The sequence below is a fragment of the Mycobacterium sp. genome, assembly GCF_965277065.1.
In the GTDB taxonomy this organism is placed as follows: Bacteria; Actinomycetota; Actinomycetes; order Mycobacteriales; family Mycobacteriaceae; genus Mycobacterium.
The window spans coordinates 800,947-820,521 of sequence record NZ_CBDIBT010000018.1; the positions used below are offsets into that span (position 1 = coordinate 800,947).

The window sequence follows — 19,575 nt, forward strand, 5'->3', positions numbered from 1 at the left end:
GGTGGGGTGGGGCTAACCGGCGGCGGGTGAGCGGGGTATCACCCTGGGACGCATGTCATATCGGGGAGTTGCGGCCACGGCGGTGCGACCGCCGGGGTTGCCTATCGGCATCACCGGCGTGATCCCCGATCCGCTACCCGGACTGCCGGCCGCGGCTGCCGCAGGCGTGATGGCATGTGCCGTCGTTGACGACCAGGTGCTCGGCACCGACAGTGGCCCGAAGGTGTGCGCCTGGCCCATTCCGGCCGAAACGGCAGGTGCGTAACTGATCAACCCCACGCGCGCGGCGACCGTGCTGGCCGACGAGCCGGCACCGCCGGTCAAGCCCGGCCCGGTGGCGGCGGCGCCGGTGGTGAGGGCACTGGCCGGTGCTGCCGCTGACTTGGAAAACCCGAAGGCCTTGGAAAGGAAGTTGAGCGGGTAGGTCGCGAATCGTGCCGGGTAGGAGAGCAGATTCAGGGTAGTCAGCGATGACAGCGTCGAGGTCGACTCCGTCGGCATTGTCGGCGACGCCATCCCGTTCAGCGCGGCCGGGATATCCGAGAAAGTCTGTGTTGCAGTGGATTCCGCAGTGCCGGTGGACGCCGAATTGACTGCCTGGGCGGGCGACGCCGCCCGATCAGGCTGATTGGTGGTTGGTGGCGGTGTCTGGAATGGGGCGACGGTCGCAGCCACGGCCGATGAGGCGGCGTACGCATACATCGCTGTGGCATCTTGGGCCCACATCTCGTAGTACGAAGCCTCGGTCATGGCGATCGCCGGTGCGTTTTGGCCCAGGACATTGGTCGCAATCAATGTCGCGAGTGCGGCGCGGTTTTCGGCGACCAACGCCGGTGGCACCGTCATCGCCAATGCCGTTTCGTATGCGCCGGCAGCCGCCTCGGCCTGACTGGCGGTCTGCTCGGCCTGCGTAGCGCTGGCCCGCAACCAGGCCGCAAATGGTGCGGCCGCCGCCGCCATCGCCGCCGATGATGGGCCCAGCCAGGATCCTTCGGTGAGTGCGGTGATCGACGACCAGTACGACGCCGCGGCCCAGTGCAGCTCGGCGGCCAGCTCGGTCCAGGCCAGAGAGGCGGACAGCATCGAGCCGGGTCCAGGTCCTGCGTAGATTCGCCCGGAATTGATTTCGGGCGCCAGCATTCCAAAATCCGTCACTTCTTGTAATCCTTCAAACAGATTGGCTGTGTGAGGCACGCGTGGTCGGCCCGATCCGATACGCCGCAGCGCAACACCACGGCGTGGGGTGGTGATCGGCGTGCTAACTCAGCGCTGCGCCGGCAATGGCCATGGCGCAGCGCGGCGGGTACCGCGCGACGTACTACTCGGCGGTCACGGCAAAGCTGCGACGGCCGGTGTCGGTCAGCGTCGAGATACGCAGAGTTGCGTCAGGAGATTGAGTTTCGGGACTGTTGTCGCGGGCGCGCGGGCTTGATTGGAGCCAGACCCAATCCAACTGTCATGCAACGCAACTGGCGGTAGGAGTATCGGCAGTGGGCCCACGCGTGGTTGCGTTGGTGGCCGGTCGCGGCACAATCCAGCGGATTTGATCGGCGTCTTGGTCGTCGGAGTCGTTGCGTGATCGAGATGCCCCGCATCGTTGTGACTCCACGCAGCCGATGTCGATTCAAGCGGAACGATCGGGTTGCTGTGTTCCAGTCGCAGCAGCCAGCACCCTGACACAGCGGCGAGCACACAAACTGCCGTCATCACGGCGACGACCAGCCGCACCCGGGCGAGTCTCGAAGGGAAAATCACCGACGAATTCCGCGCGCCCCGTTCACCTTCGGCGTGGGTCGACGTCACCGCCGCGTCGTTGTGCGACGCTGCGGCATCGCCGCAACGGGTGCGCAACTCGGGATCACAGTTGGTCAACATTTCATTGCGAGGGTAAAAGCGGCCCGTTGAGAAACCGCTGAGAAGACCAGATCGACGCGACTGGTCGCGCTCAATCGATCAGCGGAACGCCTCGTCGATGATCTCCTGCTGCTCGACGGCGTGCACCTTCGACGAACCCGACGACGGCGCCGACATCGCGCGACGGGAAATCCGCTTGATCCCGGTCAGGGTGTCGGGGAACAACTCCGGCAGCTCCAGGCCGAACCGGGGCCACGCGCCCTGGTTGGCCGGCTCCTCCTGAACCCAGAAGTACTGGTCGACGTTCGGATAGTGCTCCAACGTATCGCTGAGGCGGTGGAACGGCAGCGGTGCCAGCTGCTCGATGCGCACGATCGCGACGTCGTCACGGTTGTCCTTGGCTTTGCGCGCCGCCAGCTCGTAGTAGATCTTGCCGCTGGTCAACAACATTCGCGTCGCCTTGCTACGGTCGCCGATGCCCTCGTCATAGGTGGGCTCCTCGAGCACCGAGTGGAACCTCGTCTCGGTGAACTCTTTGATGTCACTCACCGCAGCCTTGTTGCGCAGCATCGACTTCGGGGTGAAGACGATCAGCGGTCGCTGCACCCCGTCGAGGGCGTGGCGGCGCAGCAGGTGGAAGTAGTTGGCCGGAGTCGACGGCACCGCGATCGTCATCGAGCCCTCCGCCCACAACTGCAGGAATCGCTCGATGCGGCCGGAGGTGTGGTCGGGACCCTGGCCCTCATGGCCGTGCGGCAGCAATAGCACCACGCTGGACAGCTGGCCCCACTTGGCCTCGCCGGAGCTGATGAACTCATCGATGATCGACTGGGCTCCGTTGACGAAGTCGCCGAATTGGCCCTCCCACAGAACCAATGCGTCCGGGTTGCCGACCGTGTAGCCGTATTCGAACCCGACGGCGGCGTACTCCGACAGCGGCGAGTCGAACACCATGAACTTGCCGCCGGTCGGGTTGCCGTCTTTGTCGATCGTCAGCAACTGCAGCGGGGTGAACTCTTCGCCGGTCTGGCGGTCGATGATCACCGAATGCCGCTGGGAGAAGGTGCCACGGCGGGTGTCCTGCCCGGACAACCGGATCAACTTCCCTTCGGCCACCAGCGAACCCAGCGCCAGCAGCTCACCGAACGCCCAGTCGATCTTGCCTTCGTAGGCCATCTCCCGGCGCTTCTCCAGCACCGGTGTGACGCGTGGATGGGCGGCGAATCCCTCTGGCAGAGCCAGGAATGCGTCACCGATGCGGGCCAGCAACGCCTTGTCGACCGCAGTGTCCAGGCCGGCCGCGAGCATCTGGTTGGACTCCACCGACATGCTCGCCTGCACGCCGTGCTTCTCCAGTTCGCGGACGTCGTTGAAGACCCGCTCGAGTTGGCCCTGGTAGTCGCGCAACGCGTCCTCGGCCTCTTTCATCGAGATGTCGCCACGGCCGATCAGGGCTTCGGTGTAGGTCTTGCGGACGCCACGCTTGACGTCGACGACGTCATACATATACGGGTTCGTCATCGACGGGTCATCGCCCTCGTTGTGACCGCGGCGGCGGTAACACAGCATGTCGATGATGACGTCCTTCTTGAACTTCTGCCGGAAATCGACGGCCAGCTTGGCCACCCAGACGCAGGCTTCCGGGTCGTCGCCGTTGACGTGAAAGATCGGCGCACCAATCATTTTCGCGACGTCGGTGCAGTACTCGCTGGACCGCGAGTATTCCGGCGCGGTGGTGAAGCCGATCTGATTGTTGACGATGATGTGGATGGTCCCGCCGACCCGGTAGCCGGGCAGCTTGGCCAGGTTCAGGGTTTCGGCGACGACACCCTGACCGGCGAAGGCGGCGTCACCGTGCAGCATCATCGGCACCACGGAGTTGCCGCGTTCGCCCTCGCCCTTGTCGAGCAGATCCTGCTTGGCGCGGACCAGGCCCTCCAGCACCGGGTCGACGGCCTCCAGGTGCGACGGGTTCGCGGTCAGCGACACCTGAATGTCGTTGTCGCCGAACATCTGGATGTACACGCCGGTCGCACCGAGGTGATACTTGACGTCCCCGGAGCCGTGCGCCTGAGCCGGATTGAGATTGCCTTCGAACTCGCTGAAGATCTGCGAATACGGCTTGCCGACGATATTGGCCAGCACGTTGAGCCGGCCGCGGTGCGGCATCGCGATGACCACTTCGTCGAGCCCGTGCTCGGCGCACTGGTCGATCGCCGCATCCATCAGCGGGATGGTGCTCTCGGCGCCTTCGAGTGAGAACCGCTTCTGCCCAACGTACTTCGTCTGCAGGAAGGTCTCGAACGCTTCCGCGGCGTTGAGCTTGCTCAGGATGTACTTCTGCTGCGCGACAGTCGGTTTGACATGCTTGGTCTCGACGCGCTCTTCCAGCCAGGCCAATTGCTCGGGGTCGAGGATGTGGGTGTACTCGACGCCGGTGTGCCGACAGTAGGCATCACGCAGCAAGCCCAGGATGTCGCGGAGCTTGCGGTACTCCCAGCCGCCGAAGCCGTTGACCTTGAACACCCGGTCCAGGTCCCACAGCGTCAACCCGTGGGTGACCACTTCGAGGTCGGGGTGGCTGCGGAATCGGGTGTTGTCCAACCGAAGTGGGTCGATGTCGGCCATCAGGTGCCCGCGGTTGCGGTAGGCCGCGATCAGCTCCATCACGCGGGCGTTCTTGTCGACGATCGAGTCGGGGTTGTCGGTGCTCCACCGGATCGGTAGGTAGGGCACGCCCATCTCGCGGAACAGGTCGTCCCAGAAGTCGTCGGCGAGCAGCAGCTCGTGGACGGTGCGCAGGAAGTCGCCCGACTCCGCGCCCTGAATGATGCGGTGATCGTAGGTCGAGGTCAGGGTGATCAGCTTGCCGATACCCAACTCGGCGATGCGCTCCGCGCTGGCGCCCTGGAGTTCGGCCGGGTACTCCATCGCGCCGACACCGATGATCGCGCCCTGGCCGGCCATCAGCCGCGGCACCGAGTGCACGGTGCCGATCGTGCCCGGGTTGGTCAACGAAATCGTCACGCCGGCAAAGTCTTCGGCGGTCAGCTTGCCGTCGCGGGCCCGCCGGACGATGTCTTCGTACGCCGCGACAAACTCGCCGAAACTCATTGTCTCGCAACGCTTGATGCCCGCGACCACCAGCGAGCGCTTGCCGTCCTTGCCCTGCAGGTCGATGGCCAGACCCAGGTTGGTGTGCGCCGGCGTCACCGAGTTCGGCTTGCCGTCGATCTCGGCATAGTGCCGGTTCATGTTCGGGAAGCTCTTGAGCGCCTGCACCAACGCGTAGCCCAGGATGTGGGTGAACGAGATCTTGCCGCCGCGGGTGCGTTTGAGCTGATTGTTGATCACGACGCGGTTGTCGATCATCAGCTTGGCCGGGATGGCCCGAACGCTGGTCGCCGTCGGGAGGTCCAGCGACATCGACATGTTCTTCACGACGGCTGCCGCGGCGCCACGCAGCACCTGGTTTTCGTCGCCTTCGGCGGGCGGGGGGCCGGCCGGTTTGGCCGCCGCCGCCGGCGCAGGTGCGGGTGCCGCCGGCGCGGCGGGCCTGGCCGCGCCGTTGCCGCCCACGGCAGGGGCGGGGTCCGCCGGTCGCGGGGGAGCCGCCGCCGGCGGTGCTGCGGCGTTAGCCCGAGCCGGCTTCACCTCTGCCGGGGACTCGCCCGTCGCGTCGGGGTTGTAGTCGACCAAGAACTCATGCCAGCTCGGATCGACGGAGGCCGGGTCGTCGCGGAACTTGCGGTACATCTCCTCGACCAGCCATTCGTTCTGTCCGAATGGTGAACTCGTACTGCTCACAGCAGCTGCTCGCCTCGATTCCTCTGTTCGAAAAAGCGCGATCCCACGCGTGCCGCGGCCCGCTGACCGCCCCATAAAGGCTAACCCTTCGACAGCGATCCGCCATGTGACTTGTGACGAGCGGTCGCGGTCAGCCTGCGTCGGACGCCGTCGGCAGCAGGTGCAAGGTGACCGGCCATTTCGCCGGCGGCGTGCCGAAGGCGTTGCGGGCGTTGCGCACGATCTTCTTGCCTGCCAGCCGGTTGCCGGTGGCACCGATCAGGGCGCCGATACCGACCGGCAGGGCCTTGCCGAACAGCAGCGCGCTGCGGCGCAGCGTGAACCGGCGCACGGCGCGCTTGAGCAGCCGCGAGTTCAGCTGTGACAATGCCGGCATCGGCAGGGATGCCACCCCTTCCGAGAGCCACGCGCCGCTGGTGCGGCCGCCGCCGATGATTTCAGCCATGGCGTGCCTGCTGTCGTCACCGATCAGCACCGACAGCACCAGTGCGCGGCGTCGTTCCCGCTCGTCGGTCGACACCCCGTAGACGGACGCGACCGCCAGCACGTAGAACGCGGTGGCCTCCAGGAATACCGCGGTCTCGCCGGCGCCCGCCGTCAGCGCGGCCAGCGTGCCCAGCCCCGGCAGCACCGCGGTCGAACCCACCGCGGCGCCGCTGGCCGTCACGGCCGTGACGTAACGCTTTTCCAACTTCGCGACGATCGTGGCCGGTCCGGCGTCGGGATCCGCGCGCCGCAGTCGCTCGACGTACGCGGCCGCGGCGGGCCCCTGGAGACGGGCGCTGCGCTCGATGATGCTGGCTAACGCGCGCGCCGACATCTTGGGCTTCTCCCCGGTGGTGGCGGGCAGCGAGTCGGCTGATGACTTTTTACGCCAGGCGCTCATAGATGCCTCCGCATATCTGTTGGCTCAGCGTCTTCGCGGGATGCGACAGTGCTTTCAGGCTAGCGCCGGACCCGGCAAACGTGGGGCCAGGCGTCCCACCGAATAGCCCGTTAGGAATAATCCGGAGCAGACACGTGCGACGACGATGCGGGTCATGCCTGACTCGACGACGAGCTGGGGCGGCCCGCCGAGCAAAGACGGATTGTCGATGACCTACCGCATCACCTCGCTGGGTATCTCGGTGTTGGCGCTTCTCCGAGGGCGCCCGATGCACGGCTATGAGATGTTCCAGACGCTGGTCGAGCGGCACGCGGACCGCATCGTGAAGGTACGGCCAGGTTCGCTGTATCACGTCGTGGACCGGCTCACCGACGAGAAGTTGATCCGTCACGCCGGGACTGTGCGCGACGGTAAGCGACCCGAGCGGGCCATCTTCGAGATCACCGACGCCGGTGTCGAGGCGCTCGCCGATCGGGTGGGTCAACTGATTGCCGAGCCGACCCATGAGTTTCCGCAGTTCGCGGTCGCGCTCGCCGAGATCGATACTCTGAGTGGAGACGCCGCGGCGGATGCAGTGGACGACCGTGTCGGGGCGTTGGAAGCTCGGGCCGCGGAAATCATGGCGCTTCGAGACGCCAGCGTCGCGCCTGCCGGATACCTGGTGGCATTTGACTACTTGCTGGCAACGACGCAAGCCGAGCTCTGCTGGCTACGAGGCTTTGCCAGCTCGATGCGATCCGGTCGGCCGAGACAGCAACAGACGGACGGGGTGGGGATATGACCACGGCGATGGCTCGTCGGGGACCGGGCGGGGGCCCGGCGACCAAGCGTGCCGACGACATCAACCCATGGCACGCGCTGTGGGCGATGATGGTGGGCTTCTTCATGATCCTGCTCGACTCGACGATCGTCGCGGTCGCCAATCCCAGCATCATGGTCAAGCTCGGCACCGGCTACGACACCGTCATCTGGGTGACCAGCGCCTACCTGCTGGCCTACGCGGTCCCGCTGCTGGTGGCCGGTCGGCTCGGTGACCGGTTCGGCCCGAAGAACCTGTATCTGGTCGGCCTGGCGATCTTCACCGCTGCCTCGCTGTGGTGTGGCCTGTCGGGCACCATCGGCATGCTCATCACGGCGCGGGTGGCCCAAGGCATTGGCGCGGCGGTGATGAGCCCGCAGACGCTGTCCCTGATCACCCGGATCTTCCCGTCGGAGGGCCGCGGGGTGGCGGTGAGCGTCTGGGGCGCCACCGCCGGAGTGGCCACGCTGGTCGGGCCGCTGGCCGGCGGTGTGCTGGTGGACGCGATGGGCTGGGCCTGGATCTTCTTCGTCAATGTCCCGATCGGCCTCCTCGGATTGGCGTTGGCGTTCTGGTTGGTGCCGGAACTGCCCACCCACCACCACCGCTTCGACCTGATCGGAGTCGGCCTGTCCGGGGTCGGGATGTTCCTGATCGTGTTCTCGCTGCAGGAAGGCCAGTCCCACAACTGGGCGCCGTGGATCTGGGCGGTGCTGGTCGCCGGCATCGGCCTGATGACGGCATTCGTCTACTGGCAGTCGATCAGCACCCACGAGCCGCTGATTCCGCTGGACCTCTTCCGATACCGCGACTTCAGCCTGTGCAATGTCGCGGCCGTGGTGATCGCGTTCGCGGCGACCGGCATGATCCTGCCGCTGATGTTCTACGCCCAGTCGGTGTGCGGGTTGTCGCCGACCCGCTCCGCCTTGCTGACCGCGCCGATGGCGATCACCAGCGGCGTGCTCGCGCCGATCGCCGGCCGGCTCGTCGACCGGGTCCCCCCGCGGCCGGTGGTCGGATTCGGGTTCTCGTGCCTGGCGATCGGCCTCACCTGGCTCTCCGTTGTGATGACCCCGTCCACCGCGATCTGGGAATTGGTGCTGCCGTTCTTCGTGCTCGGGGCGGCGATGGCGTTCATCTGGGCGCCGATCACTGCGACCGCGACGCGTAACCTGCCGATGCGGTTGGCCGGTGCCAGTTCCGGGGTGTTCAACGCTACCCGCCAGGTGGGTGCCGTGCTGGGCAGCGCCGGCATGGCGTCGTTCATGACGTCGCGGATCACCAGCGCATTGGGGCCGCTGCCCGACGGGGGTTCGGGGCCGCCGTCCGGGCCCGGTGGGGGCTTGGAGATGCCGGAGTTTCTGCACGATCCTTTCGCCGCCGCGATGTCGCAGTCGATGCTGTTGCCGGCGTTCGTTGCGCTGTTCGGGGTCGGTGCGGCGCTGTTTCTGGTCGGATCCGGCGGATCGTCGACGGCTGTCGATGCGCCGCCCACCGGCGGGGCGGACAGCACCGATGCGCCGACCCGTCGCGTTCGGGTGCGGCCAAGTGCCGCAGACGGTTTGGAGAGCGACTTCGACAGCTTCGGGGGGGACGGTTTCGACGACGACGACGACTATGTCGAGTACACGCTGTCGCCGACGCCTTCCGCGCCGCCGCGGCCATCGCGCGCCGCGGCGCCGCCCCGTCGGCCGGCCGTCGAACCGCAGACCGAACCGTTGGCGAAGCCCACCGAGCACCCTCGCCCCGCGCCGGCGGAGAACTGGCGAACCGCACCGGTCGAGTCGTGGCACAGCTTGCTCGACGACATGACGACAACGACCGAACTCGAGCCGATTACCGACGCCCACAACGGTTTTCAGGTCGAGGACGAACAGCGCTTCCATCCGGTCGAGGAATTCCCACCTCGGGACGAGCCGTTTCTCGACGACATCGACACCTACGGCGGCTCGACGTACCGCGACAACGGGCGCAACGGCTATCACCGGCCGCCGCCCAGTGGCCGGCGTCGCGCGGATCCCGATGAGGGCACCGGGCGGCATTCCCATCCCGGTAGGTAGCCGCTAAGCCGTACCTTTAGGCGCCGTCAACGCCAGGAATGCTCCGAGTTCGACCAGACCGTTCGGTGCGGCCGGAAGGTATTCGGTCAGCGCATCCGCACGGACGATCACAGCCGCATACTGCGCGCGGCTGATCGCCACATTCAGCCGATTCCGGTTGAGCAGGAACGGTATTCCGCGCGGTATGTCGTCGACGGACGAGGCTGTCATCGAGACGATGGCCACCGGCGCCTCGGCACCCTGGAACTTGTCGACGGTCCCGACCCGCACGTCGCCGAGTCCTGCGTCGGCAAGATACCGGCGCAGCAGCACGACCTGAGCGTTGTAGGGCGCCAACACCAGCACGTCATTGGCCGTCAACGGCCGGGTGCCGCCTTCGGCCGTCCAGTCCCGGCCGACCAGCGCGTGGATGAGGTCGACGATGGCCGCGGCTTCCTCGGGGCTCTCGGTCGCGTTGCCGTCGTGGTGAACCCGAAGCACCTGCAGCCCCGGCGGATACCCGTCGAGCCGACGCGCGCCGGTGACTTCGGTGTACGGCTGCAACCGGCCCTCGTAGGCCAGCGCCGACACCGGAGCACACACCGCCGGATGCATGCGATGCGTGCGGTCCAGGAAGTAGCCGCGTTCGGCGGGCAACGTGCGATGGTCTTCGACCAGCCAGCCCAGCGCGGAGCCGTCGACCGGTTCGGGATGCGTGCCCTGGCTGACCTGAGGCAGCTGCTGCGGGTCGCCGAGCAGGAGCAGGTTGGCGGCCGACCCGGCCACCGCGACCGTGTTGGCCAGGCAGAACTGGCCGGCCTCGTCGATCACCAGCAGGTCCAGGCTTCCCGGCGGCACCCGGCTCGGGTTGGCGAAGTCCCAGGCCGTCCCGCCGATCACGCAACCTGGTGTGCCGCTGATGAATCCGGCGTACTCGCTCTCGCTGATCTGCTGCCACGCGACCTCGGCGCGATCGGATTTCTTCTTGGCGACCCTGGTCGGGTCGATGCCGGCCTTGATCGCGCCGCGCAGCAGGTTCTCCACCACCGCGTGCGACTGCGCAACGACCCCGATGCGCCAGCTATGGTCGGCGACCAGCCGGGTGATCACATGTGCTGCGGTGTAGGTCTTACCGGTCCCGGGCGGTCCATGCACCGCGACGTACGACGAATCCAGGCCGAGCAGCGCGGCAGTGATGTCGTCGATCGCCTCGCCAGTTCTGGGAAGGTCCGCACCACTGTGCGTCCGGGGCCGCTCGCGCAGCAGGATGTCGGCCACCGCGGTGCGGGGGAGATGTGGCAGGCCCGCCGCGACGTCGACCGCTGCCGCTTCGATGGCCTCGCGCAGCGGTTTGGTGTTGACCGGCCCACCGGGCGTCAGCGCGAACGGCAGCTCGTGAAAAGTGTTGCCGTCGGCGGGCGTCCGCTCGCAGATGATGACCTCTGTCGGCACGCTCGGATCGTTGGCCTCCATCACCTGGGCCCGGCCGGTCGCCCGTCGATCGGGGTTGTCCGTCAACCCGGATGGCGCCGGCGGGTCGTAGAGCGCGTAGACCTCAGAATTGAGCGCGCCGCGGGCCAGTTCGCCGGTCAGCTGCAACCGGCGCTGGAGCTTCTGCGCGCGCGGCGGCTTGTTCCAGTCGACCGCGACCTTTGCCTGGTCGACGATGAAAACGTCGGTGTCGTTGGACCATTCGTCGACGGGGTAGTTCAGCCGATCGAAGTGCGCCCACCAGAACGGCTTGTCCTCGCGGCGGTGATAGCCGCGGGCGGCCGATACCAGTGCGACCGCCGTCTGCTCGGGCGTGCGGTCAGGGCTGGCCGCAACGCCGGAGAACTCCTCCAGCTTCACCGCCAGCGCATCTGCCTCCTCGACCGCGTCGCCATCCGGAATCGGTTGGGCGCCAACCGGTGTGATGCCGCTTTCGTAGGCCCGCATCAAGAGCCAGTTGCGCAGCTCGCGGGTGGACCGGCAGTCGTACTGGTTGTAGTCCTCGATCTCTTTGAGTACCGCCGCCGCCTTGTCGAGTTCGCCGTTGGCGCGCAGCTCGCTGTACTTCGCGTACTGAGTGATCGAGTCGGCCGCCGTCGTGACATCACCCGATCGCAGCTGCGACCCCATGTACAGCGGCTCCAGCGCCTTCAGGCTCAGCGACTCGCTGCCGGTCCGAATGCTCTTGCGCACAATCGGATACAAGTCGACCAACGTTCCGCTGCGCAGCAAGTCGTCGACCTCGTCTTCGCCGACGCCATGGCGCCCCGCCAGCCGCAGCAGCGCCGTCTTCTCGTATGCGGCGTAGTGGTAGATGTGCATGTTCGGAAACCGCCTGCGCCGCTTGGAGACCAGCGCGAGAAAGTCGATCAGCGCTTTCCGCTCATCTGGCCGGTTATGCGCCCACAGCGGGTGAAAGGTACTCGCTTTTCCGCTTTCGAGAACGCCGAACAGATATTCCAGGCCCCAGTCGACGCCGTCGGCCGTCCACAGCGGGTCGCCCTCGAAGTCGAAGAACAGGTCTCCGTCGTCGGGCTCGGGCAGCAGGGTCAGCGGCTGCGGGTCGGCCACCTCGAACTGCGGTGTGCCGGTGGTTCGTTCGCGGATCTGCAGGGCGGCCTGGGCGACCAGTGCGTCCACCGAGCGGGCGGACATGTTGGCCACCGGGCCGGCGTGCTCGGCCAGCTGGGCCACCGTGCTGATACCGGCGTCGAGCAGCTTGGCGCGCTGGCTGACCCGCAGACCCGCGACGAGCAACAGATCGTCGGTCGCGCGCACCTGCTCCTCGCACACCGGGCATCGGAAGCACGCGCGCACCCGGTCGTCGTCCCAGCGAACCGGGGAGCCGCCCGCGTAATGCTCGTCGAGCAGGCGCTGCAGCCGTGCGCGCTGCTCGCGGTACACCGGGATCAGTTCGTCGACCTGGTAGGTGACCTCGGTGCCGTTGCCGAGGATCAATTCGGCTTCCGGGTGCACCGCAATCCCGGTTTGGCTCAATGCATCGGCGTAGGCGGCGATCTGAAGCAGCGCGGTGACTTTGGCCGAGCGGGCCAGTTTGGTGTCCGACACCTGGTACTTCCCGTCCCGGCGAACCAGGAAGTCGGCGAACCCGATGAAACGGCCGTCGAACGTCGCGGCCTGGTAGACCACCGACACGCCACGGTCGATGGCCCGCCGGGTCTGGCAGGCCGCCGCGGTGACATTTTCGAGGGTGAACGGGGCGGGACGGCCGATGACGGCAACATCGCCGTCGTTCCCGTCGCGTAACTGGTCAAGCCGGCGCTGCTCGTGCTCGTCACCGAGAGACGCGGTGCGCGCCAGCAATTCGTCGGTGACGCTGACTCGTGGACCCCAGCCGAGTTTCGCGTCGAATTCCCGCAGCAGGGCATATTCACAGCGTGCCGCGGACGCGAGGTCCGAGGCGCTGTAGATGACGCTGTCGCCTGCCATGAACACAGCAGCCACTGTAGGCGGCTACACCGACAATTCAGCGTGCGTTGGCGATCAACTCGACCCCGTTGCCGTTCCAGCGGAACTTCACCACGCTGGGTAGGCCGATCCCGCCGGAATAGCTCAGCGCCACCGTGTCGCCGGTGCACTGCGAGTTGTCGAGCCCGTTGAAGCCGTAGGTGTCGGGCACGCCCTGCGGCGGAATCAGCTTGCCGAGATGGAACAGCACCGCCCGGGTGTTGGGGCTCTCGGCGTTGGTGTTGGCCTTGACGATGACCGCGGACAGCTGCGCGCACTGGTTGAAGTTGCCGGCCAGCGGCTCCGGATTCCACGGCTGGTGGCTGCGCGGGTCCTGCGGCAGCTCGGACACCCCGCGCGCGATCGCGGGATCGGCCAGGTTGACCGCGCAGGGGTCGATGGGGCCGGGGGTGGTCGGGGCGGTGGTCGCGGTCGGTGGCGGCGCTGCCGGGCGCGGCGCCGCGGTCGGATGTGCGGTGGGCTCCGGGGTCTTGGCGACCGTCGAATCCCCTGATCCGCACCCGCTCAGTACCGCGGCCAGCAGTGCGGCAGCGGTCAGCCCTTCAAGAAAGCCAACGCCGCGCGTCCTGCACTGCCGTGTCCACACAACGCCGCACCGTACCCTGACCAGCCTTGTCGACGCGGCAGGCGTGGCCGAGCGGCAGTTGACCACGCCGTAAGATTTTTCTGACATGGACTCCCAGCATGACGACACCGTGAGCTTCGCCGACCTGCAGATTCACCCTTCGGTGCTGCAGGCGCTCTCTGACGTGGGCTACGAGTCGCCGTCAGCGATCCAGGCAGCGACCATTCCGGCCCTGATGGCGGGCTCGGATGTGGTGGGGCTGGCCCAGACCGGGACCGGGAAGACGGCCGCCTTCGCGGTGCCGATCTTGTCGAAGATCGACACCAGCAGCAAGGCCACCCAGGCGCTGGTGCTGGCGCCGACTCGTGAGCTGGCATTGCAGGTCGCCGAGGCCTTCAGCCGGTATGGCACCCACCTCCCGAAGATCAACGTGCTGCCGATCTACGGCGGAGCGTCCTACATGACGCAGCTGACCGGGCTGAAGCGCGGCGCGCAGGTGGTGGTAGGGACGCCCGGCCGCGTGATCGATCACCTCGAGCGCGGGACGCTGGATCTGTCCCATGTGGATTACCTGGTGCTTGATGAGGCCGACGAGATGCTGACGATGGGTTTCGCCGAGGAAGTCGAGCGGATCCTGGCCGACACCCCGGAGTACAAGCAGGTGGCGCTGTTCTCCGCGACGATGCCGCCGGCGATCCGCAAGCTCAGCAACAAGTATCTGCACGACCCGATCGAGGTCAAGGTCGACGCGAAAACCGCGACTGCCGACAACATTTCGCAGCGCTACATCCAGGTTGCCGGTCCGCGCAAGATGGACGCACTGACCCGGATCCTGGAAGTCGAGCCGTTCGAGGCGATGATCGTCTTCGTCCGCACCAAGCAGGCCACCGAAGAGGTTGCCGAAAAGCTGCGCGCCCGAGGCTTTTCCGCGGCGGCCATCAACGGCGACATCCCGCAGGCGGTGCGTGAGCGAACCATCGCCGCGCTCAAAAGAGGCGGCGGCAACGGAATCGACATCCTGGTCGCCACCGATGTTGCGGCCCGCGGGTTGGACGTCGAGCGGATATCGCACGTGCTGAACTACGACATTCCGCACGACACCGAGTCGTATGTGCACCGGATCGGTCGAACCGGCCGGGCCGGGCGATCGGGTGCTGCGCTGCTGTTCGTTTCGCCACGAGAACGTCATCTGCTCAAGGCGATCGAGAAAGCGACCCGGCAGAAGCTCACCGAAGCTCAACTGCCCAGCGTCGACGACGTCAACGCACAGCGGGTGGCCAAGTTCGCCGATTCGATCACCAACAGCCTGGGCGCACCCGGGCTCGAGTTGTTCCGTCGTCTGGTCTCGGATTACGAGCGTGAGCACGACGTTCCGATGGCCGACATCGCCGCGGCACTGGCGGCGCAATTGCGCGACGGCGAAGCCTTCTTGTTGGCACCCGAGCCCCCGCCCGAACGGCGGGTCCGGGAACATCAGGACCGGCCCGACAGACCCGCCCGCGGTACCGGCGATGGTCCCAGGAAAGGGCTGGCCACCTACCGCATCGCAGTCGGCAAGCGGCACAAGGTCGGACCGGGCTCGATCGTCGGCGCAATCGCCAACGAAGGCGGCTTGCACCGCAGCGATTTCGGGCACATCACGATCAAGCCGGACTTCTCGCTGGTAGAACTGCCGGTCAAGATGTCCCGCGAGACGTTGAAAGCGCTTGAAAAGACCCGTATTTCCGGCGTGCTGATCAACCTGCAGCCCGACCACGCTCCGGACAAGAACCGCCGCGGCGGTCATGGCGCACCGCGGCGGGACCGTAAAGGATGACCCGGGCCGACACGTCGGCTCAAGGCGGCCTCGAACAGGTCGCCGGCCCCGATCGGGTCGCATCGTTGACCGGCATCCGTGCCGTTGCAGCACTTCTGGTGGTGGCCACCCACGCCGCCTACACCACCGGTAAATACATCGAGGGCTATTTCGGTCTGTTCTGCTCTCGGATGGAGATGGGCGTCCCGATTTTCTTTGCGCTGTCCGGATTTCTGTTGTTCCGGCCGTGGGTGAAATCGGTCGCGACGAACGGTCCGCCGCCGTCGATCCGGCGGTACGCCTGGCACCGGGTGCGACGCATCATGCCGGCCTACGTCGTCACGGTGCTGACCGCGTACGTCATCTACCACTTCCGGCATGCCGGGCCGAATTTCGGCCACACCTGGTTCGGGTTGTTCCGAAATCTCACGCTGACCCAGATCTACACCTTCAACTACATGAGGGGATATCTCCATCAGGGTCTGACCCAGATGTGGAGCCTGGCGGTGGAAGCCTCGTTCTACCTACTGCTTCCGCTGCTGGCCTATCTGCTGGTGGTGGTGCTGTGTCGTCGGCAATGGCGTCCGAAGCTGTTGCTGTCCGGTATCGCTGCGCTGGCGCTGATCTCGCCGGCGTGGTTGGTCGGTGTACACCTCGCCACCTCGATACCCAACGGGTCTCGGCTGTGGCTACCCACTTACCTGATCTGGTTTCTGGCGGGCATGAGTCTGACTGTGCTGCAACGGATGGGCGCACGCTGCTACGCGTTCGTCGCGCTGCCGCTCGCAGCGGTCTGCTACTTGATCGCCTCCACGCCGATCGCCGGAGATCCGACGACGTCGCCGCTCGGCCTGTCCCAAGCGCTGTGGAAAGCGGTGTTCTACGCGGTGATCTCCGGGCTGGCACTGGCGCCGTTGGCGCTGGGCAACGAGGGCCTGTACTGCCGACTACTGGCGAGCAAGCCGATGGTGTGGCTCGGCGAAATCTCCTACGAGATCTTCCTGATCCATTTGATCACCATGGAATTCGCGATGGTCTACATCATGCAGGACCACGTCTACACCGGCTCGATGGCCGGGTTGTTCGTGGCGACGGTGGTGATCACCATCCCACCGGCCTGGCTGTTGCACCGGTTCACCCGAGTGCGCGACTGACCTGTTCGGCAGGGACCACGACCGGCGCGACGAACTCGGTGAGCATCGCACGCTCGTCGGCCTCGTCGCGGCCGGGAAAGATCAGTAGCGACGTGATCGCCCGCACCAGCCAGCGGCCGCGGCCGGCCACGTTCGCCCGATGGTCGTCGCCAAGTGAGGTGACGAAGGCGGCGGACAACCCGGTGATCACATCGGACTGCTCGGCCAACTCGGCGCCCAGCGGGCCTGAGGTCGTTGCGAACCAGGCTGACAGCTCGGGGCTTTCGCGCACCAGGCGAAGGGTCGTGAGGATGCCGGTGACCAGCCGTTCGCGCGGGTCCTTGATGTCGTCTACGTCGATCGACTCCGACAGCCGATGGGTTTCGCGGGCGACGTAGGCGTTGCGCAGTGCCTCACGGTTTTCGAAGTAGCGATATAGCGTCGCGCGGGAACACCCTGCGGCCTTGGCGATCTCGTTCATGCCCACCGAGCCGGGGTCGTGGCGGGTGAACAGTTGCTCCGCGGCGTCGAGGATGCGGTCGGCGGCGACCTCGGTCCGGCGCTCGGCGAGCCAGTCGTTGGCCGGCATCTAGGCCTTGACCCGGAACGGGACCGACAGCGGGCGTCGAACATAGCTGCCGCCGGCCCAGACGATGTGGTCCTCGTCGACCTCGAAATCGGGGCAGCGGTCAAGTAATTCGGACAGCGTGACCCGTGACTGCATCCGGGCGGCCGCGGCACCCAGGCAGTGGTGAGCGCCGTGGCTGAAGGTCAGCAGGTTGCGCGGCTTGCGCTCGACCTCGAGTTCGCCTGCGTTCGTGCCGAATTGGCGCTCGTCGCGGTTGGCGGAGCCGTAGACCAGTAACACTCGGCGCCCTTCCGGCACGGTGGTGTCGCCGATGGTGACGTCGCGGCTCACGGTGCGGGCCAGGGCCTGCGCAGGCGAGGTGAGCCGCAGGAATTCGTCGACGGCCCCGGGCATCAGGTCTGGCTGCGCGACGAGCAGCCGCCGCTGGTCGGGTCGCTGGTGCAGCAATTGCACTGCGCCACCCAGCAAGCCGGTAGTGGTGTCGTTTCCGCCGGTGATCATCGTGAATACGAACGCGAGTGTCGATAGCGTGCCGGCGATGTCACCGGCCTCATCTTTGCTGCCGATTCCGGCAGAGACCAGATGCGAGATGGTGTCGTCTTCGGGCTCGGTGCGGCGGCGTTCGATCAGCTCGGTGAAGTAGGCCATCATGGATCCGACCGCCTCGCCAACGGATTCCAGCGCGGAGGCGATGCCGCCCTCGGTGGTGTTGGCCGCGACGATGGCCTCGGTCCAGCCGTCGAACTGCCCGCGGTCTTCCTCCGGGACGCCGAGGTAGTGCGCCACGACCATCGACGGCAGTGGTTTGAACAGCTCGGCCACGATGTCGCCACCGCCGTTGGCGATCAGCCGGTCGAGGCGCTCGACGACGAATTCGCGGACCTTCGGCTCGACCGCCTCCACCTGTCGCGGGGTGAACCCGCGGGCCACCAGTTTGCGGAACTCGGTGTGCAGCGGGGGATCCTGCATCACCATCGGCGGATTATCCGCCAGCCCAATCATTTCCAGGTCGCCGTAGTTGACGGTCAGACCCTGTGCCGAGGAGTACGTCTCGTGGTCTTTGGCCGCGGCCCAGATGTCGGCGTGCCGGGTCAGCACGTAGTAGTCGTCACCGGGATTGCTGGCCGGCACCACGTGGTGGACGGGGTCGTGGTCGCGCAGCACGCGGTACATCGGCCAGGGGTCGGCCCAGGTCTGCGCGGTGGCGAGCCGGAACTGCGGCGCGTGAGACAAAGTTGTCGTCATGTCTTATTGCTACGACAAGATGGGAGGGATGTCAACAGCAGCAGCCGTGCAACATCAGCGTCCCCCGCTAGATGATCTTTGACCGGGACGGTCGGACCCAGTGATGTCCGAAACGTTCAAGCTTGGCCACGGATGGCCCGGCTACGGTTGCCGCTATGAAGCTGCGTCCTGCCGTGATCGAGCTGGTCGTCTCCGACATGGCGGCCACACTCGAGTTTTACCGCCTGTTGGGACTAGACATCGCTGCGACAGCTGATGCTGAGCCCCACGTGGATGTCGAGCTCGCCGGCGGTATACGCCTGGCCTGGGATACCGAGGACACTATTCGCTCGTTCGATTCGGGGTGGTCACCCCCAACGGGAGGCGGGCACCGAATGAATTTCGCCTTCGCCTGCGAGAGCCCGGCCGAGGTCGATGCCGCCTGGCGCGACCTCACCGACGCTGGTTACGAGGGCCATCTCGAGCCGTGGGATGCGTTCTGGGGCATGCGCTACGCCGTAGTCCGCGATCCTGACGGTCGGCCGGTCGACCTGTTCGCTCCGCTGCCGCCCCCGTAGTGCGCGCCACGCAGAGTTGCGGGTGTTGTGCCGGCCAGGGCGCGCACCTCCCGGGAGAGGTGCGCCTGGTCGGCGTACCCACAAACTGCCGCCACCTTGGCTAGCGGCGCACCGCAGCGGATCTCTTCGAGCGCCCGCCTGAACCGCATGACCCGAGCCAGGTGCCGGGACCCATAGCCGAACGTCTGTCGGCAGCGTCGATGCAGCTGGCGGGTCGTCATACACAGCCGCTCGGCCATCACCATCGTCGGCGTCCCGGCCTTCGCCATGGCCAGGACACGCGGTCCGAACGGGTCCAGATCACAGCGAACTGCCCGCTCGACCACCCACGCTTGCAACACCGCGGCGGGGTCCAACTCGACTTGCTCAGTTAGCACCTGGGCCTCGCGCGTAGGCCAGAGCTGTTCGAGGTTCAAGGTCTGATCCCGCAGTTTGTCGGCTGGGACGCCCAGCACGGTCGGGCCGAGCCCAGCCGAGAAGCGTAGTGCGACATAGGTGGCGCCCGCCGGACTCGGGTGCCAGCGTGCTGCCGTGTCCGGGCCAGCAACGAACAGGCGGTTGGCGTCCCACAGCAGGTCCAGGCAACCATCCGGCATGATCGATGTGACCCGCGGGCTGTCGAGTGTGCGCTGCCACAGCACGGCGCCGACCACAGGCGTGGCACGCTCCTGATAGTTCATCTGGACGATCCTGCCATCCTTCGAGGGGCTCCCTGTGGTAACGGATGTGGTGATTGCAGCGCCGGTCATCCCGCGACATGGCCACCGTCATTCCCCGCCAGCCAACTCAACGCCGGTTCCTACATCGGATATGGCGAATTACTCCA

General features: G+C 66.5%; 13 protein-coding genes. 5 read left to right on the forward strand and 8 right to left on the reverse strand.

Features of this window, described 5'->3' with window-relative positions; all coding sequences use genetic code 11:
* Positions 1 to 12: 12 nt before the first annotated feature.
* From ACQY5A_RS15280 to ACQY5A_RS15290, 3 genes are all read right to left on the reverse strand, one after another.
* Positions 13 to 1,155 (reverse strand): PPE family protein, encoded by a 1,143-nt coding sequence (locus ACQY5A_RS15280; RefSeq protein WP_428341166.1) that lies wholly within the window; start codon positions 1,153 to 1,155, stop codon positions 13 to 15.
* 798 nt (positions 1,156 to 1,953) lie between these two features.
* Positions 1,954 to 5,661 (reverse strand): multifunctional oxoglutarate decarboxylase/oxoglutarate dehydrogenase thiamine pyrophosphate-binding subunit/dihydrolipoyllysine-residue succinyltransferase subunit, encoded by a 3,708-nt coding sequence (locus ACQY5A_RS15285; RefSeq protein WP_428341167.1) that lies wholly within the window; start codon positions 5,659 to 5,661, stop codon positions 1,954 to 1,956.
* A gap of 130 nt (positions 5,662 to 5,791) precedes the next feature.
* Positions 5,792 to 6,547: a hypothetical protein gene (locus ACQY5A_RS15290; RefSeq protein WP_428341168.1), complete on the reverse strand. Its 756-nt coding sequence runs from the start codon at positions 6,545 to 6,547 to the stop codon at positions 5,792 to 5,794.
* A gap of 154 nt (positions 6,548 to 6,701) precedes the next feature.
* Between ACQY5A_RS15290 and ACQY5A_RS15295 the strand changes: the two genes are divergently transcribed.
* A complete protein-coding gene (locus ACQY5A_RS15295; RefSeq protein ID WP_428341169.1) occupies positions 6,702 to 7,328 on the forward strand; it encodes a PadR family transcriptional regulator in 627 nt (208 codons plus the stop codon).
* Complete coding sequence (locus ACQY5A_RS15300) at positions 7,325 to 9,406, forward strand: MFS transporter (RefSeq protein WP_428341170.1); 2,082 nt, start codon at positions 7,325 to 7,327, stop codon at positions 9,404 to 9,406. The genes ACQY5A_RS15295 and ACQY5A_RS15300 overlap by 4 nt, the downstream gene beginning before the upstream one ends.
* Before the next feature lie 3 nt (positions 9,407 to 9,409).
* Here ACQY5A_RS15300 and ACQY5A_RS15305 read toward each other — a convergent pair whose 3' ends face one another.
* Positions 9,410 to 12,832: a TM0106 family RecB-like putative nuclease gene (locus ACQY5A_RS15305; protein ID WP_428341171.1), complete on the reverse strand. Its 3,423-nt coding sequence runs from the start codon at positions 12,830 to 12,832 to the stop codon at positions 9,410 to 9,412.
* A 31-nt stretch (positions 12,833 to 12,863) separates the two neighbouring features.
* Positions 12,864 to 13,451, reverse strand: coding sequence for an LppP/LprE family lipoprotein (locus tag ACQY5A_RS15310; RefSeq protein ID WP_428341172.1), 588 nt, complete (start codon positions 13,449 to 13,451; stop codon positions 12,864 to 12,866).
* An 85-nt stretch (positions 13,452 to 13,536) separates the two neighbouring features.
* Between ACQY5A_RS15310 and ACQY5A_RS15315 the strand changes: the two genes are divergently transcribed.
* Complete coding sequence (locus tag ACQY5A_RS15315) at positions 13,537 to 15,246, forward strand: DEAD/DEAH box helicase (protein ID WP_428341173.1); 1,710 nt, start codon at positions 13,537 to 13,539, stop codon at positions 15,244 to 15,246.
* Positions 15,243 to 16,379, forward strand: a complete 1,137-nt coding sequence (locus ACQY5A_RS15320) for an acyltransferase family protein (RefSeq protein ID WP_428341174.1) — start codon at positions 15,243 to 15,245, stop codon at positions 16,377 to 16,379. Before ACQY5A_RS15315 ends, ACQY5A_RS15320 begins: the two co-directional genes overlap by 4 nt.
* Here the strand turns inward: ACQY5A_RS15320 and ACQY5A_RS15325 are convergent.
* Together ACQY5A_RS15325 and ACQY5A_RS15330 are read right to left on the reverse strand one after the other, a co-directional pair.
* Positions 16,360 to 16,947 carry a TetR/AcrR family transcriptional regulator gene (locus tag ACQY5A_RS15325; protein WP_428341175.1) on the reverse strand — a complete coding sequence of 196 codons (588 nt, stop codon included), beginning with the start codon at positions 16,945 to 16,947 and terminating at the stop codon, positions 16,360 to 16,362. The genes ACQY5A_RS15320 and ACQY5A_RS15325 overlap by 20 nt on opposite strands.
* On the reverse strand, positions 16,948 to 18,192 hold the full coding sequence (locus ACQY5A_RS15330) for a cytochrome P450 (protein ID WP_428341176.1): 1,245 nt from the start codon (positions 18,190 to 18,192) through the stop codon (positions 16,948 to 16,950).
* 155 nt (positions 18,193 to 18,347) lie between these two features.
* Here ACQY5A_RS15330 and ACQY5A_RS15335 point away from each other — a divergent pair, with 155 nt between their 5' ends.
* On the forward strand, positions 18,348 to 18,749 hold the full coding sequence (locus ACQY5A_RS15335; protein WP_428341177.1) for a VOC family protein: 402 nt from the start codon (positions 18,348 to 18,350) through the stop codon (positions 18,747 to 18,749).
* Here ACQY5A_RS15335 and ACQY5A_RS15340 read toward each other — a convergent pair.
* Positions 18,683 to 19,429, reverse strand: a complete 747-nt coding sequence (locus ACQY5A_RS15340; RefSeq protein ID WP_428341178.1) for a helix-turn-helix domain-containing protein — start codon at positions 19,427 to 19,429, stop codon at positions 18,683 to 18,685. The two genes, ACQY5A_RS15335 and ACQY5A_RS15340, sit on opposite strands and share 67 nt — an antisense overlap.
* Positions 19,430 to 19,575: the final 146 nt, after the last annotated feature.

Excerpts from the sequence above, each read along its gene's own strand:
- ACQY5A_RS15290 (WP_428341168.1), bottom strand. The coding sequence starts at position 6,547 with ATGAGCGCCTGGCGTAAAAAGTCATCAGCCGACTCGCTGCCCGCCACC.
- ACQY5A_RS15295 (WP_428341169.1), top strand. The coding sequence starts at position 6,702 with ATGCCTGACTCGACGACGAGCTGGGGCGGCCCGCCGAGCAAAGACGGA.
- ACQY5A_RS15300 (WP_428341170.1), top strand. The coding sequence starts at position 7,325 with ATGACCACGGCGATGGCTCGTCGGGGACCGGGCGGGGGCCCGGCGACC.
- ACQY5A_RS15315 (WP_428341173.1), top strand. The coding sequence starts at position 13,537 with ATGGACTCCCAGCATGACGACACCGTGAGCTTCGCCGACCTGCAGATT.
- ACQY5A_RS15320 (WP_428341174.1), top strand. The coding sequence starts at position 15,243 with ATGACCCGGGCCGACACGTCGGCTCAAGGCGGCCTCGAACAGGTCGCC.
- ACQY5A_RS15325 (WP_428341175.1), bottom strand. The coding sequence starts at position 16,947 with ATGCCGGCCAACGACTGGCTCGCCGAGCGCCGGACCGAGGTCGCCGCC.
- ACQY5A_RS15330 (WP_428341176.1), bottom strand. The coding sequence starts at position 18,192 with ATGACGACAACTTTGTCTCACGCGCCGCAGTTCCGGCTCGCCACCGCG.
- ACQY5A_RS15335 (WP_428341177.1), top strand. The coding sequence starts at position 18,348 with ATGAAGCTGCGTCCTGCCGTGATCGAGCTGGTCGTCTCCGACATGGCG.
- ACQY5A_RS15340 (WP_428341178.1), bottom strand. The coding sequence starts at position 19,429 with ATGAACTATCAGGAGCGTGCCACGCCTGTGGTCGGCGCCGTGCTGTGG.